At 68.0% G+C, this 14,875-nt stretch carries 17 protein-coding genes and 1 tRNA gene; 5 read left to right on the plus strand and 13 right to left on the minus strand.

All coding sequences use genetic code 11. From position 1 onward, the window contains the following. The first annotated feature begins 138 nt into the window (after window positions 1-138). A tRNA-Arg gene (locus E4099_RS17470) sits at window positions 139-210 on the plus strand. A gap of 240 nt (window positions 211-450) precedes the next feature. On the opposite strand, the gene E4099_RS17475 is transcribed toward E4099_RS17470, so the two are convergent. From E4099_RS17475 to E4099_RS17525, 11 genes are all read right to left on the minus strand, one after another. Beyond that, complete coding sequence (locus E4099_RS17475) at window positions 451-1,263, minus strand: ParB/RepB/Spo0J family partition protein (protein WP_135340007.1); 813 nt, start codon at window positions 1,261-1,263, stop codon at window positions 451-453. Window positions 1,264-1,645: 382 nt separating this feature from the next. Beyond that, entirely contained in the window at window positions 1,646-3,046 is a 1,401-nt protein-coding gene (locus tag E4099_RS17480) for a tyrosine-type recombinase/integrase (RefSeq protein WP_135340008.1), read from the minus strand. Continuing rightward, the gene (locus tag E4099_RS17485; protein ID WP_135340020.1) at window positions 3,043-3,213 is read right to left on the minus strand and encodes a helix-turn-helix transcriptional regulator; all 171 of its coding nucleotides are present in this window, start codon (window positions 3,211-3,213) and stop codon (window positions 3,043-3,045) included. Before E4099_RS17485 ends, E4099_RS17480 begins: the two co-directional genes overlap by 4 nt. A 20-nt stretch (window positions 3,214-3,233) precedes the next feature. Next, entirely contained in the window at window positions 3,234-4,523 is a 1,290-nt protein-coding gene (locus E4099_RS17490; protein ID WP_135340009.1) for a replication initiator, read from the minus strand. A 158-nt stretch (window positions 4,524-4,681) separates the two neighbouring features. Then, complete coding sequence (locus E4099_RS17495; RefSeq protein ID WP_135340021.1) at window positions 4,682-4,990, minus strand: hypothetical protein; 309 nt, start codon at window positions 4,988-4,990, stop codon at window positions 4,682-4,684. 27 nt (window positions 4,991-5,017) lie between these two features. After that, window positions 5,018-5,212, minus strand: coding sequence for a hypothetical protein (locus tag E4099_RS17500; RefSeq protein WP_135340010.1), 195 nt, complete (start codon window positions 5,210-5,212; stop codon window positions 5,018-5,020). Window positions 5,213-5,224: 12 nt separating this feature from the next. Then, complete coding sequence (locus E4099_RS17505; RefSeq protein WP_135340011.1) at window positions 5,225-5,416, minus strand: mobile element transfer protein; 192 nt, start codon at window positions 5,414-5,416, stop codon at window positions 5,225-5,227. A gap of 11 nt (window positions 5,417-5,427) precedes the next feature. Beyond that, window positions 5,428-6,036, minus strand: coding sequence for a DUF2637 domain-containing protein (locus E4099_RS17510; protein WP_135340012.1), 609 nt, complete (start codon window positions 6,034-6,036; stop codon window positions 5,428-5,430). Between the two features lie 82 nt (window positions 6,037-6,118). Further along, window positions 6,119-7,495, minus strand: a complete 1,377-nt coding sequence (locus E4099_RS17515) for an FtsK/SpoIIIE domain-containing protein (protein WP_135340013.1) — start codon at window positions 7,493-7,495, stop codon at window positions 6,119-6,121. A gap of 5 nt (window positions 7,496-7,500) precedes the next feature. Next, window positions 7,501-7,854, minus strand: coding sequence for an SCO3933 family regulatory protein (locus tag E4099_RS17520; protein WP_135340014.1), 354 nt, complete (start codon window positions 7,852-7,854; stop codon window positions 7,501-7,503). A 179-nt stretch (window positions 7,855-8,033) separates the two neighbouring features. Next, window positions 8,034-8,822, minus strand: coding sequence for a GntR family transcriptional regulator (locus E4099_RS17525; protein WP_135340015.1), 789 nt, complete (start codon window positions 8,820-8,822; stop codon window positions 8,034-8,036). Window positions 8,823-8,932: 110 nt separating this feature from the next. Here E4099_RS17525 and E4099_RS17530 point away from each other — a divergent pair, with 110 nt between their 5' ends. The 4 genes from E4099_RS17530 to E4099_RS17545 all read left to right on the plus strand — a co-directional run bounded on the left by E4099_RS17530 (window position 8,933) and on the right by E4099_RS17545 (window position 11,006). Beyond that, on the plus strand, window positions 8,933-9,340 hold the full coding sequence (locus tag E4099_RS17530) for an NUDIX hydrolase (RefSeq protein ID WP_135340022.1): 408 nt from the start codon (window positions 8,933-8,935) through the stop codon (window positions 9,338-9,340). A 57-nt stretch (window positions 9,341-9,397) separates the two neighbouring features. Then, entirely contained in the window at window positions 9,398-9,811 is a 414-nt protein-coding gene (locus tag E4099_RS17535) for an ATP-binding protein (RefSeq protein WP_245244934.1), read from the plus strand. Next, window positions 9,805-10,224 (plus strand): hypothetical protein, encoded by a 420-nt coding sequence (locus tag E4099_RS17540; protein ID WP_135340017.1) that lies wholly within the window; start codon window positions 9,805-9,807, stop codon window positions 10,222-10,224. The genes E4099_RS17535 and E4099_RS17540 overlap by 7 nt, the downstream gene beginning before the upstream one ends. Window positions 10,225-10,667: 443 nt before the next feature. Next, complete coding sequence (locus E4099_RS17545; RefSeq protein ID WP_135340018.1) at window positions 10,668-11,006, plus strand: hypothetical protein; 339 nt, start codon at window positions 10,668-10,670, stop codon at window positions 11,004-11,006. Between the two features lie 634 nt (window positions 11,007-11,640). On the opposite strand, the gene E4099_RS17550 is transcribed toward E4099_RS17545, so the two are convergent. Both E4099_RS17550 and E4099_RS17555 read right to left on the minus strand, forming a co-directional pair. After that, window positions 11,641-13,434 carry a GmrSD restriction endonuclease domain-containing protein gene (locus E4099_RS17550; protein ID WP_135340019.1) on the minus strand — a complete coding sequence of 598 codons (1,794 nt, stop codon included), beginning with the start codon at window positions 13,432-13,434 and terminating at the stop codon, window positions 11,641-11,643. A gap of 139 nt (window positions 13,435-13,573) precedes the next feature. Then, on the minus strand, window positions 13,574-14,875 hold a 1,302-nt coding region (locus tag E4099_RS17555; RefSeq protein ID WP_209446644.1), incomplete at its 5' end, for a glutamate ABC transporter substrate-binding protein.

A 14,875-nucleotide genomic window follows, 5' to 3' on the forward strand; every position in this document is an offset into this window, starting at 1 on the left:
CCCCCGCCACGGCGCCCCCTCGGAGACCACCTCGCATCCTCCCGACGCACCCGCTCGCATCCCTCGCCGATACCCGTTCCTGATCACCCCCCGGGAGCTGGTAATGTTCTACCCGTCGCCAGCGAACAGCAGCGAAACGCCCCCGTAGCTCAGGGGATAGAGCAACGGCCTCCGGAGCCGTGTGCGCAGGTTCGAATCCTGCCGGGGGCACCTTGCAAGAGGTGCCAGAAGACCCCGCCACCAGCCAAGTCGCTGGAGCGGGGTCTTTGCGTATGTGCAGCCGGATGCCACCGTGAGCGGCCGTATGTCGGGTCCTGTGGACTATTCGTGGACAGGGAATCCGGCCCGTTCTCGCAGGTCAGCCCCCGGAAACGCGGAGACCCCCGGACAGGTCCGGGGGTCCTTTGTGCGCCCAGCTCACGGCCTGGCCTTCACCTGGCTCTGGCGCTGCTACGAGCCGATGCGATTCTCCTTACGCCGACCCTTGTCCCACTCGGTCACGATGAGCGTGTAGCAAGTGCTCACCCTCGACCCCGTGCCGCTGTGCCGCGTGCCACCCGCAGACGCCAGCGCCGTGATGTTCGCGCGCCAACGGAAGGCGGGATCCTTCTTACCAATCTTCTCGGCGAGGACCCTGTCGTCGACTTCGTCTCCGTGGCGGCCGAGGAACATTCCGATTCCGCCGAGAAGCATGCCGTCCCAGGTTTCCTTGGTCCTACCCCAGGCGTCCTCAGCGACCTTCAGCGTGCGCTCAAGCGTTTCCTGTCCGTAGAGTTCCGTGATCCGCAGCACGCCAGCGACGGCACCAACCGTGTTGGCCCCCGTGGAGCCCATCGCAAGCCTTCGGTTCCTCAGCGCCGACTCTGTATCGACGAACAGAGGGAGTCCTGCCGTGAGGCCGATCTTGTACTCGTCGAGCGGTGTGGGCTTGCTCGACTCCCGATTCTTGATCAGGAAGAGCACTGCTTCTTCTTGCTGATCCAGACCGTGATGGACTTCTGCCACCAGTGCCGGGATTCCAGTCAGCTTGCAGACGTGCCAGCGGTGCATGCCGTCGACGATGTAGCGGTCGCCGTTGGGTCGCTGGGAGACCACGATGGTGCCGAGGGCTTCCGGGACCAGGTTGTTGGCCATGCCCCTGGCCCGCGGTTCGTTAAGCGTGCGCTGCGCCTTCTCGTCGATCTTGAGCTCTTCAACGGGGATGCGTACGCCGTGCTCGACATCGTGCTCACGCAGCTCGTACGTGTACTTCTTTTTGGCCATGGTTGTGCCTCCGGGCGCCGCGCTTAGGAGAGTTGGCTGGTCGCCATGAAAGGGATGCGGCGTCAAGGGAGGGAATCGCACCGTTCGGCACCGCGCACCGAAAAGACGATTATCAGCCATATGGTCGACTCAAAACGACTGCTCGGCGTGGCCCCCAGGGGGTGCACCAGCAAGCATGGTCCCGGCGTGTGGCGTTCGCTCGGCTAACCGGATCCGCGACCCATCATCGTTTTGGATTCATATCCATCAGCACCATGCGCCCAGCGCACGCGCGACAGGATGAGTGGACTACCGCCCGTTCTCGCAGGTCAGCCCCCGGAAACGCGAAGACCCCCGGACAGGTCCGGGGGTCCATTGTGGCGCGAGCGAGGGGCGATTGGGCTCAGTCGGTGTCGTCGTCCTCCTGGTCGTCCTCGTCCAGCAGCTCAGCGATACGGCGGTTGGCGATGTCCTCCCGGCCGTCCAAGCACTTCGCGTAGCGGCTCAGCAGCACCTCCACGCTGTTCCCTGCCCGCTCGGCCACCTCGGTCGGGTCCACACCAGCGTTGAGCCAGGTGGACAGGGCGGCGTGCCGCAGGTCGTACGGGCGGCCGGCCAGCGGCGAGGCGACGTGGTCAGGCGCGAGCGCCAGGCGCCGGGCCTCATCCCAGACCCGCCAATACGTGGTGGAGGCAACCACTCCCCCGCGCTCGTTCGCGAAAAGCCGCCCGTCCGTCGCCGTACCGAATTCCTCGATGTGGGCGCGGAGCATGCGCACCAGGCGGGGCGGAATGGGGACGACGCGGGTTTCGTCCGCAGCCCGGTTCTTCAAGCCCCGGTGATCGTGCACGGAGTCGGTTCCGGTCCAGCGCTTACCGACAGTAGGGCGGGTCCTTTCCAAGATCAGCGAACCCCACCCCTTTTCGGGAAGCGTGCAGTCCTGCCGCCGCAGCCCGACTGCCTCCGCCGGACGCAGCCCACCGAAGTACATGCACGCGAACAGCCCGACGAGCCGACGACCACGAGCCCGCTTATAGCCGCCCACGTAGGAGACCGCAGCCAGCAGTTCCCGAGCCTGCCGAGGGTTCACCACAACGCGGCGGTCAACCTGCTTGGTGACCTTCGGCAGCTTCCATTTCACGGTGGTCACCGGATTCTCCGGAAGCTCCCCAAGATCGACGGCATAGCCCAGCGCGTTGTAGAGAACAGAGCGCTTTCGCCGCACCGTCTCAGCGGCGGCCGGAGCCCCCTCAAGCGTCAGCTTGAGCGAGTCCAGGACGCGCCGGATGGCGGCGGGTTCCTTCAGCCCCGCCAAGGGCTGAGAGGCTTTCTCGACCCAGCGCAGAGGGTTCGCGATCTCAGTGGGCTGCGGCTCAGCGTCCTCGGGCTGAACGACGAACGCCCAGCCCCGCAGTGCACGGCGCAAGGTCTCATCGTCCGGCCGGCCGGGCCGGTCATCGAGGAGTTCGGTCGTGACGAGGGTCAGCGTCTCGTTGATGCTGTCGCGCGAGTTGGGCGCGGCATGCAGCCACTTCATGTCGAGGTACTTTCGGGCGAACGCGTACCAGGTCAGGGACACCGTGACGGCCGTCGCCATCGACTCCGGAAGACCCGTCTCCGTGTCGAACTCCTCGCCGTTCTGTGCAGCCCGCATGAGCTTGGCGCGGAAGTTGTCGGCAAGCGCCTTGGTACGGAAGGTTTCGGGGAACGGCTTAGCGTCCCCCACCTTCCATCGCACTTCGTAAGAGGGCTTCTTCGTGGGTCGCTTGCGGATTCCCCAGATCCGAACGTCGTGAGATTTCATGCCGCCCTTCCAAGGCCGTTCAACCAGGCGGTGCAGTCACTCCGCCAGACGCGCAGTTCGCCATTCGGCAGCTTGATCGCATTCGGCGCCTGCCCGAGTTCGCGCCATCGGTAGAAGGTCCGACGGGAGACTCCGCCGAGTTCGCTCAGGACTTGCGGGACGGTCATCAGTTCGTCGCGACGGCCGCTCACGTCGGTTCTCCTTCCGTTCCAGAGGCGGGGGTGATGGTGGCCGACAGCCATTCCTCGGCAGGCGTGAGGCCGGTACCGGCGAAGGCCCAGTGGGCGAGCACGAACGTGGTGTCGTGGGGGCCGGATTCGGCGCCGATAGTGGCTTGGGCTCGGCGCCAGGCGGCGCGAGCGTCCCGCAGTGCGCCGAGGGTGGTGGAGTAGCGGCGGGACTTCGTGGAGAAGTGGCCCCGGAAGCCGAGCATGTGGGCCCAGGCGCGGAGCCGGAGGTGTTCCAGGTCCTTACGGGCACCGAGAGCCCAGGCCGTTCGGATCATGCGGCGGGCATGCTCGGCGATGTCGAGCAGCGCGAGTTCGGCGATGAGCCGGAGTGGCCGGTCGAGGGCGCCCGTCGCGGTCTCGGCCCCCTTGGTGGCGTACTTGGCGATGTACGCGGCCACGGCCCGTTCGGTCAGCTCCGCCCCGCCGTTGAACTGGGGCCTGCGGATGGCCCGTATGTCGAGCTCCTTACCGAAGGCGAACACGTGGGTCCGGTCGTCGACCACGGGGCCGTTCACGCGTGCCTTGGCGGCGGCACGGATGGCGTCGGTCAGCAGCTCGGTGGTCGCCCAGGCTGGGGGTGCCGTGTCGCCACCGCCGGGTCCGTCGAGGCGGATCACGGCGTGGAAGTGGACGGCCCCGCGCTTCTGGTACTCGGCGACCTTGGCGAAGGACAGCCGGGCGTGGTGGCGGAAAGCCCGCTGGCTGAGCCCCGCCCGCTTCGCGACCTCCCGCCGGAGGTAGATGGAGAAGCGCCGCCACAGCAGCCCGGCGTGCGCGTTCCAGAGCACCGCGGATTCGTAGTCGTAGGTGGCCGGGTTGAGCGGGGTGCCAAGGGCGCCGTCGTCCTGGTCGTGGAGGACGCCGCAGCGGCAGGGTCGGACGACACCAGCGGGACCGGTGGGCCGGTTGTGGACTGGGCCGAAGCTGGGGGCGGTGAATGTGGCGAAGACGCGGGGATGGGTGGCGACCTCTTCGGGCGTGCCCTTGCCGCCGCGCAGTCCTGCCGTGATCAGGTGGAAGGTGTCTCGGCGGTAGGTCTCGGCGCAAGCCGGACAGCGGGTCACACGGCGGTTGTTACAGCGGACCAGGAGGTGGCCGGCGGGCAGGTCGGTGGAGTTCAGATGGTTCAGGACTCGGCCGATCTCGCCGGTCTGCCGGTCGACCTGATGCTCCGTGCGGTGGCCGTCGAGGCGGATCGGGTGGGTGCAGCCGCCAAGGCCGGAGAGCTGGCGGAGCAGGGCGGGCATGGTACCGAGCGCCGCCAGCGTGCCGAGTTCGGGCAGCGGTGGCGTGGTGGTGCGCGTAATGATGGTGCTTCTCCTTTTCGGCTTCGGTCGTGAAGGGGTTGGGCTGCCGGGGCGGCGGATGCTTGGCGGTATCGAGGCCGCCCCGGCAGTCATGCGCGTCAGCGGCGGCGGTGGCCCCGCTGGCTGGTGAGCAGCGAGCGCATGACGACGGCGGCTAGGGCGACGGAGACGGCCGCGATGGCGACGGCGGCGAGTAGGGCCGTCAGGACGATGCCGACGGTCACCACGGCGCCGACCGTTCCGGCGCTGAGCCCGATCGACGGCGCCACCCGGCGGGCGGACATGGGCGCGGCGGTGTGCTGGCAGGAGCAGGCCGGCACGTAGCTGTGCTGGGCCGCCGGAACGGCCGAGCTGATCACGTGAGCTGACGGCAGGGTCGGAGCCTCGGGGTACTGCGGGCGGAACAACATGACGATCACCTCTTAGCTACTCGTCTAGTCATGTGTGCCGTTTACGGCGTCGACGCCGGACCGCGTGCCGGATTCGACGGAGGGCGCAAGGCTGGTGTGGGAAAGCCAGAAGCCGAAGAGGGCGATCACGGCGGCGACCCACAGGCGGACGCCGAGGAACTTGATCGCGGCCCAGGCGATGACTCCGAGGACGAAGACCAAGGGCAGGCTGACGGTCACAGACGGGGCCTTTCAGCGGACAGGGCAGCGGTGGGTGCGGGCGGCCAGTTCGGCGGCGGCGCGGGTGTCGTAGTCGTTGGAGAAGTCGCAGCGCGGGGCGGTGCACACAGCGGTGTGCTTCTCCCGGCCGCGCTGGTCGTAGGCGGTACCGACGCGGACCGGACCGGTGCGGGCGACGTTGCGGAAACGGCGGAGCATGGACACGGGATCTCCTTTCAGAGCTGGCTGGCGATGGCGTCCGCCAGGGGCGCCGAGACGCCAAGGCGAGCGCGCAGGGTGTCGATGTTGATCGGTGAGCCGGTGCGGGCGTGGTGCTCGTCAGCGACTTTCCGGGCGTGGTTCACCAGGGCGGCCGGGATATGTGGCGCGGGGGGCAACGGGGCAGGCTCCGGATCGACGGAGGGCACCGCGGCTTCCGGCTCAGCAGGTACGGCCGTGGGCTCTGGTTCACTCGCGGACGCCGGGGCCGCGTGAGCGAGGAGCGTTCCTCCGAGGAAGGCGACGGCGGGCCATCCGGCGACGGTGATCCGCAGCCAGGCCGGTACGTCGGTCAGGTCGAGCAGCCCGGCGGTGGCGATGTTCGCGCCCAGCGAGGCGGCCAGGGCGACGAGGAACCAGCACCAGCCGGCAGTCTTGGACGAGCCGGAGTGCAGGCGCCGCCAGGCCGCGACAAGCAGCAGGTCGACAGAGACCGGGTAGGCCCACGCTTTCCACCCGTCCTGTCCGGCCGCCGTCGCGAGATCGTGCAGGTGGGCGAAGGACAGGGCAGCGGCGATGACTGCCTGTACCAACACCGCGTCGACGCGGGCCAGCTGAGCACGCACGGACAGCCTCCTTCCGGAATCAGGCATGGCGGGGGTAGGGACATGGCGCGAAGCGGTCGCGCCCACCGAGGGGCGTGCGGTGTCAGTCGCTGACCCGAACCGGCTTGGTCAGGGACGGCGTGGGAACGCTCGGCACGGCGGGAGCGTCGGGCCGGAAGGGTTCGAGGGCGGGCTGGTCCGGGACCAGGTGCGCGGTGTCCCGGCAGACGGCGGTGGCGTCGCCGAGCGACAGGTACGGCGTACGGATGCGGGACCAGCCGCCGGAGGTGTCCCCGGCGACGGCGAGCCCCGGCATGTCGGGGGCGATGGCGCAGGCGGCGCCAACGGCCTCGGGCTCGATGTCACCGAGCGCCATCTTCGCTGAGCCTTCGTCGTTCACGCGGTGGCAGACGCGGCCGGTGAGCTGGGCCCGGAGCATGGTGGCGCCCTTACCCAGCTCGGCGCCGAACCGCTGCCCGCACACCTCCAGGTAGATGCCGGCGGCGCGGCCGAGCTGGGCCAGCCGGATGAGCTGGGTGACCATCTCGTCCCGGCGTTCCTCGTCTTTGCGGGTGGCGACGAGGAACAGTTCCGCCACCTCATCCACGAACAGCACCACCGGCACCGGCCGTTCGCTCTCCGGCAGTCCCCAGATGTCGGAAGTGAGCTCCTCATCCGGGGTGTCGGAGGCGATGCCCTGTCGGGCCTTGATGAGGTCGTACCGGTCCTCCATGAGCCCTATGAGTGCGGGCAGCAGCTCAGCCGCTTGCACCGGGTCCGTGGCCAGCGCGGACAGCCGCGGGGCGAAGGGTGCCAGCTCCACACCGCGCTTGCAGTCGATGCCGACCAGCGCGACGGGTTGCCGGGCCAGGCCGGTTATCAGGTGGCGCAAGAACATGGACTTGCCTGACAGCGTCGCGCCCAGGGTGAGCTGGTGCGGGATGGTCCGGTAATCCCGGACGAACGGCGTCGCGTCCTCCCGCAGAGCCACCGGCACCTTGAGGAAGCCACCCGCCGCCTTGCGGGGCATCCTCACCTTCCGCAGCACGTCGAAGCCGACGAGCCGGAGTTCGACCACACCCGGCTTGACCTCTTCGACGTACACGGCGTGAACTCCCCAGGCGTGCCGCAGCCGTTCGGCCGAGGCCGCCAGGTCCGCCGGTTCCTGCCCGGGCGCCAACCGCAGCCGGACTCGTAGCCCTGTCTCAGTCGGACGGATGAGCCCCCGGCGCGGCGGCACCAGCCGGACCTCTCGGTGCGTGAGCGCCCGTGTCGCCCAGGCCCGGAGCCGGGAGGGCGGCACGGTCAGCCCGCAGGAGTCCATGACGGATCCGTACGTGCCCAACAGCCGGATGGTGGAGACCGGCAGGCCGACCGTCGACCAGTACGCGGCCGGATGTTTGGCCCGAAGGTAGGCGGCCCCACCGACCGTCGCGGCGACGGGGCCACCCACCTCCATCAGTGTCAGCACGTCAGCCATTGCGCTCAGGCCGCCACGCTGTGGACCGGCATGGCGGCCGGGGCGATGGCATCGGCCCGGTAGGCGATGCCGTGGCGCTGCTGCCCGTTGAAGACGCTCTCCCACGGGCGGGCGATCAGGCCGAGCAGCGTGACCGGCGAGCCGAGGGCCAGCCCTTCGGTCACGCCGCTCTCCGGCACGGTCACCTGAAGCAGCGAGGACTCACCGCCGTGGATGTAGACGACGCCGAGCTTCATCAGCGCCTCACCGCTCACCGCGTCCTTGGCGATCTCGCCGGTCCGCCGGTCCTTCACCTTCGGCTCCGGCTCCTCGGTCAGCAGGATCGTGGCGGATGAGATGTCGACTCGGATGGAACGCAACTTCTTCTCCTGTCTCACACGAAGACACGTCTCAGCTAGTTGTCTAGATGAGACGCCTGTGGCGAACCCGAAGTGCCCCAGGAACGGGGACCAACTGTGCCACACGACTCGGTAACTCGTCTATACGAGTAGGTGTCTTGGTGTGTACGAGTCCGAAGTAGAGACTCGGCCGCGCCAGGTCAGGTCGCGGGCAGCTGGTAGGCCAGTACGTACGCGTCCGCCGCCATCACCGTGTCGCAGACCTCGACCGGGCGCCCCTCGCCGTCGAAGGCCGTACGGACCAGGTGGATCACGGGGACACCGGAGGCCAATCGCAGGGTCCGCACCTCCGCAGGAGTGGGCATCCGAGCCTTGATCTCCTCATCGAAGTGGTCCAGGCGGTGCCCCAGCTCTTCCAGCCGGGCATAGATGCCGCCAGGGCCGGGGTTGGGCTCGGCGATCGGGGTATCCCGCGCGATGTCGAGCGGAAGATACGAGGTCGCGAACTCGACCGGACGCCCGTCGAGGAGGTACCGACGCCGGCGGGCCAGCACCTTGCGGGGCGAGCCGAGCCGGGCGGCGATGTCCTGCGAGGGCCGCTCCTCCTTCACCTCCAGGCTGTCCACCTCGGGACGACTCCCCGCGGCTTCGGCCTCCACGGTGAACGCCGACTTCCCCTGATCACGATGGCGCCGGGCGAACCGGTCGGAGGCCAGACGCCGCACCGGGGGCCGAGGGCGGACGAAGACGCCCTTGCCGTGTTCGGAGACGGCCAGCCCTTCCTGCTGGAGCAGGGAGAGCGCGTTGCGGACGGTCATTCGGGACACCCCGAAGTGCTCCACCAGCTCGGTCTCCGAGGGCAGCTTGTCGCCCTCCCGGAAGCGTCCCTTGTCGATCGCTTCGCGGAGCTGGTCGGCGATCTGCCGGAACACAGCACGGTCGCTGGTCGGGTCCAGCGCGCCCAGGAGGCCCGAGGCAATGGGAGGCATGAAACGTACTCCTTTAGGTATCTAGACGAGCGGCTGACCCGTGTTGCTACGGTGGAGAGCCTAGTCAGCCGAGAGGGCAGAGGAACGTGAGCACTGAGCGCCCGCACTCCGTGAGCGTCGCCGGGGTCATCGTCGACGACGCCGGCCGTGCCCTGCTGATCAAGCGGCGCGACAACGGTAAGTGGGAACCGCCAGGCGGTGTACTGGAACGCGGAGAAACCATCCCCGACGCCCTGCAACGCGAAGTCCTCGAAGAGACCGGCCTCAAGATCGCGCTTCCCGCGACCCTCACCGGCGTCTACAAGAACATGACCGCCCTGATCGTCTCCATGGTCTTCCGCTGCGAGGCGATCGACGGCACCCCGACCACCGGAGCGGAGACCCGCGAACTGCGCTGGGCCACCCGCGACGAGGTCACCGAGCTTGCCGACGAGGCGTACGCGGTCCGCGTCCTGGACGCACTCGACAACGCATCCCCGCCGGCCGTCCGCGCCCACGACGGCGTGCGACTCATCTAGCACTGAATCACTGCCCACGGTCGCCACCAGCGCGGAGGAACTTGTATGGACGAGTATATGAGTAGTCCGCGAGTCTGGGGCCTGATGTGCCCAGGTTCTTTGGAAGAGGTCACCAGAGCCCGTCACTGGACCCGCGACATCCTCAGCGGACACCCGTGCGCGGACGACGCGGAACTGATCGTCGGTGAGCTGGGCGCCAACGCCCTCGTCCACACCACCAGCGGCGGAGACACCGGGTCCTTCCACATCACCCTGTCCTTGTCCCCGCAGGCGGTCACGGTTTCCGTCACCGACGCCGGCGGCCACCCCGACCAGCCACAGGCCACCCAGGCAGCCGAAGACGACACCCACGGCCGCGGACTCAGCATCGTCATGACCCTCGCCTGCCGCCTCAACATCACCGGCAACCAACACGGCCGAACCGTCACAGCCGAACTCCACTCCCCCGCGGAAGGAGCCACCGCATGCTGAAGCGCCGTTTACGCCTGCGCCCCGGCTACTGGGGCGAATGCTGGACGCTCTCACCATCCACTGGGCAACGCCCCGTACTGCTCAGCTCGATCGAGCACGACAGCCCCAGCCAGGCCACACGATGGGTCCGAGTCACGATTCGAACCATCGCGTCGGCACTCGACCGTGGAGCGGCCCACGAGGCGTGGGACTGGGTCAGGCACGGCTACAAGGAGGCGGAGGACGCCCTGACCAACGGGGAGGCAGCCACGTTCGCTGTCACCCAGCAGGACACCCGCCTCGAATGGATCCTCCGACCGGTGATCTTCTTGCCCCTCGCCCGCCGCGAAGCCGTGATCCTGCCTGAATGCGCGTATCAGTTCGCGTGCCCCACCACACACAAGATGGGGCGGAACCAGCCCCACGACGGTTGAGTTACAACCTTCTCTACAGGTTCAAGGCGCCTCGCAAGCTCGCCGCGCGCGGCCCGGCTCCCCGGGCCGCCGCTCCTGTCTCCGCCCCGCTCCAGCCCGGTCCGCCCGGCCGCAGCGAGCACTTTGGCTGAGGAGGAGAGCGCCGTCGTGGCTGGGGGTCGACTCCGCGGCTTTACCCACCTCCCCGATCCGGGTCCCGCGTCGGGCAAGGCCAGGGGGCCACTCGTGCCCATTACGGGCAGGTCCAAAGCCTGCCCGAGTTGCCAACCAGCGTACGGCCCCCTGACCATGCCCGACCCCAAACCGGGCAGGCCACCGGCCAAAGCCGCTCCGCCGACCTCTGCACGCATCGCGCCGACATCAATGCTGGCCTTTACCATGTCGCTGGCGGGTTCGGCAAGCCGACAGACAACTGAGCAATTAACTCAATAGTCTCTGTCAGCATGAGCTATGCCGATATTGCGAGCGCGGTCAGGTTAGACGGCGGTGTGAAGCGTCTGTCCGTGTGGACCATCAAGCAGCAGGTGGCACCTCCGTTCCGTGAGCGGCTAAGCCCAGCCCTCTCAAAGGAGATCACCGACGGCCTAAATCGTCACGGGATCTTGACACTGCCCACGACTCTGCCAACCGACCAACGTGATTGGGTGATCCTCATCGAGAAGAAGAGCGCACTTGGTGAGGCGCTTCTACTCGCCACGAAGGCAGTCGTTTGCAGCAGGCTTGACATTCCGATGGCTCCCGGCGCCCACAAGGAGCTCCGGAAGCTTGCACGTCAAGTCTGAGCTGATATCCGCGGTTGTCATCAACCTCAGTACACAGCGGTGACCTTAGGTACCCAGACATGATCTGCTTGGCGGCAATGCACAGCACCGACCACAGCCAGAGCACTCCCCGCCCGAACTCCTATAGCGGATGTCAGCCCACCTGGCCCGGCTCGAACGGGCTGGCCCCCTCCACAACGGGCCGGTGCTGCGGGTCTACAGCTGGCCGGCCGACGCAGGCAGGGTCAGGCTAGCCGACAGGCCGACTTGGGGCCACGGACTATTCGTGGACAGGTCATGCCCTGTGAAGCAGCAGGAAGGCGCTGACCTACCGGAATGCCGGAGAGGCAAGGGGCCTCCGGAGCCGTGTGCGCAGGTTCGAATCCTGCCGGGGGCACTTCACCTGAAGTGCCAAAGACCCCGCCACCAGCCAAGGCGCTGGAGCGGGGTCTTCGCGTTTGTACGGCCTGGGTGTCGCCGACGGCCCGTCGCGTGGCCGGTTGCGGCTCTCGCTGGGCGTCGTCCTCGTCCGGTGGCCCGGCGAGGTGGCGGTGGGCGCGATCGGGGTCGCGCCCACGCCTGGGGCCAGGAGGGTTGGTCCGTTCCGTTCGCGCCGGCTCCCACCGTGCCCGGAGAGAGTCGCTTGGGCAGTCGGCTAGCCGGTGGGGAACTTGCGGATGAGTTCGATCAGGCCTGCTCCGGTCACCTCTTCGGTCGAGGGGCCGTTGCGGATGAAGAAGCGGCCGTCGTGCGTCACCGGGGCCGACATGGCGGTCGGCTCCAGCCTCCACAGCAGGTAGTCGCGGTAGCGGAACGGAGACAGGGTCCCGGCCAGGGCGTTGGCGAACCGTGAATCGAGCTTCGAGTTCTTTATCCGGTCGACGAGCCAGCGGAACTGCTCGTCGATCGATCGGTTCATGGCGTCCAGCTCGTGCTGCGTGCCCGTCACGAAGAACTGGTCCAGCTGGTGTGCGCGGACACCGGCGAGGCGCTCGATGGCCTCGGCGTCCTTTCCGCCGTCGGCCACACCGATGAAGATGACGCCCTTCGCGTTCGGCCGCACATTGGCCATGGCCGAGGCGATCCTCATGATCTTCTCGAAGCTCTTGTCGTCGAAGGCGGAGGAGTCGTTCACCAGGCAGAAACCCTGCTTCAGCTCGAACAGGGCGTCCTCGGTCAGCGCCATCCTGAGCGTCGACTCGAAGCGCAGCGCGTGCTCCTGCAACCTGAGTGCCTTGGCGTCGTCGGTCGGCTTGAAGGCGCGCCGCAGCGAGCCCTTCACCGCCTCGATCAGCTCGGTCTTCCGGGTGCTGCCCCAGTTGCCGCCGCCGGGGACGCTCAGGTCCTTGTCCCAGAAACCCTTCACGGCGCCGGCGAGCTCCTCCTTGCTCTTGGGCACCATGTTCTCCTCGTGCAGGAGCTGCTCCACGGCGATGAACAGGGCGTGGAAGTGCCGCGGCACTCCTCGGGGGTTCTGCTGCGTCACGGTCCACGTGGAGTAGGGAGCCCCGGCGACGTCCAGCGTCTCCTTGATCAGGTCCAGGGTCTCCATGAACCTGCGCTCGATCTCCTCCTTGCCGATGGTCAAGAGGCGGGCGCGGATCGACAGGGCGGAGGTGGAGTGCGTCACGCGCTCCTCGCTGTATGCCGCGTTGCGGTACTCCGTACCGCTCGACGCCAGCGGCCGCAGGATGAGGTCCAGGAGGAGGTCGAGGACCAGTTCCTCGTCCCGGGACTCCCGCACGGCGTCCCGGGACAGGATGCCCTGCTTCACCCAGAAGATCTCCGCGTCGAAGATGCCGTAGTCAAGATCCTTGTTGGTGATGCTGATCTTGGGCATGTCCTGCAGGTTCACATAGTCCGTGAGCGAGGCGTCCCCTCGGATGGCAGCGCTGAGCCGCCGCACCAGGCTCGCGATCTCGGCAGTGGATCCCGCCTGTCGGATCTCCTGGAGGCTCAGGTGCCGCCCCGCCGCGTTGATTCGCCGGAACACCTCGTCGACCGACGACTCGCTGGCCCGATAAGTCGACACCGGGAGGTGGTAGTTGGTGAGGTCCCGGCACGTCGCGCGGTCCCACACGGGCTCCCGCTGCCGCAGCGAGCCGCTGTCCTTCAGGAACTTGGTGTCGGCCAGGGTCTCGACGTCGAAGTACTTGCCGTCCACCGGGAACTTGTTCTCGATGAAGGAGAAGATGGCGTCCAGGCGCTGCAGTCCGTCGATCACTTCGAGTCGCGGACTGTTCTCGTACTGGCTTTCCGCGAGGAGAATGAGAGGGATGGGCAGCTTCTTCAGCGCCGAGTCGATCAGCCTCTGCTTCTCCTCGACGGCCCACACCAGCTTCCGCTGATAGCGTCGATTGATCAGGAAACGATTCTGAACGTAGTCACTGTACAGCTGCTGCAGGCTTTCGCCCTTGACAGACAGTTCGGTGCTTTCGTCCGTGGTCATCCCGTTCGTCCCTTCAAAAGCGGAAGCCCTTCCGCGCGGCGAAGCCGCTGACAGGCACGGCAAGGTTACCGAAATGGGCCATATGCCGAGGGGTGAAAAAACCGTCTCGGGGAGTGCCGGATCTGCGGGCCGTCTGCCGCTACAGCGGGGGCGCTTCGCCTTGCAGAAGAGGGAGGTTCTGGCGGAGGGATTTGTTCCACGAGCCGTCCGAGACCATCTTCTTCAGCGACTGCTGGACCTTGCCCTTCAGGGCACTGCCCTTGGGGAGGCCGACGTAGTAGAGCTCGTCGGTCAGTTTGAGGTCGGCCAACTTGAACTCGGACGGCCTGTCGGCCGCGTAGCCGGCGAGGATCGCGTCGTCGGAGGACACCGCGTCCACGGATCCTGCCGTGAGGTCGTCGAGGCACTGCGTGTAGGTGGCGCGCTCCTGCAGCTGGGCGGCGGGCGCGAACCTGGTCCGCAGGTTGAGCCCGGCGGTAGAGCCGGTGACCGCGCAGACCCTCTTGCCGTCCAGGTCCTCCGGCAGCCGGACGGACGGGCCGTCCGCCGGCAGCAGCAGGCCCTGGTGGGCCCTCAGATAGGGGCCCGCGAAGTCGACCCGCTTGGCCCGTTCCTCGTTCCTCGTGTACGTGGCGACGACGAGGTCGACCTCACCGTTCCGCAGCGCGGCCTCTCGTTGGGAGCTCGGCACGGCCGTCCACTCGATGTCCCCGGGGGCGTGGCCGAGTGCTTTGGCGATGTACGTGGCCACGTCGATGTCGAAGCCCTTGTACCTGCCCTCCGGCGTCCGGAACCCCAGACCGGGCTGATCGGTCTTGACGCCGATGGTGATCTTCTTGCCGCCGCTGGGTTCGCCGCCCGAGGGCGAGGCCGTTGTGCCGTCGGTCGCGCCGGGCTCGGGTTGACCCCTTCCGCCGCTGTTGCCCTTGTCGTCGGCCGAGCCGTCGCCGGTGGGCAGCAGCCGCCGCGGGGCGGTGGTGGCCCGGCCGCTCGCGCGGTGCCGCCCGTAGCGGACGATCCGGCCGACCCCCTGGGCACGCACCTCCAGCCACACCTCCCATACGCCCGCTCCCAGGGGCCGGCCGCGGTCGGCGGCGGCCGGGTCCACGTCCACCACGAAGCCCGCGGCGGCCTGCTCCTTCGGCAGTTCGGGGTCGGAGAACACGGTCACCGGCAGCCGCACTTCGGGCCGCTCCGTGTCCCGCGGACGCAGCACCAGTTCGGTGCGGGTGTCGAGCGGCGTGACCCCTTCGATACGGGCGTGTCCGCGCAGCCGCAGCAGATCCCCGCGCCAGTGGAGGGCGGACAGCCGGTGGTGCACCGGAAGCCGTTCGGCGGCCTCGAAACCGGCGGCCTCGAAACCGGCGGTGTCGGACTCCGCGGTACCGAACTCCGCGGTGCGGAAGGAGAGGTCGGGGGTGGCGGCGGAGGGGTCGTGCTC

Source organism: Streptomyces palmae (assembly GCF_004684805.1).
Taxonomy (GTDB): Bacteria; Actinomycetota; Actinomycetes; order Streptomycetales; family Streptomycetaceae; genus Streptomyces; species Streptomyces palmae.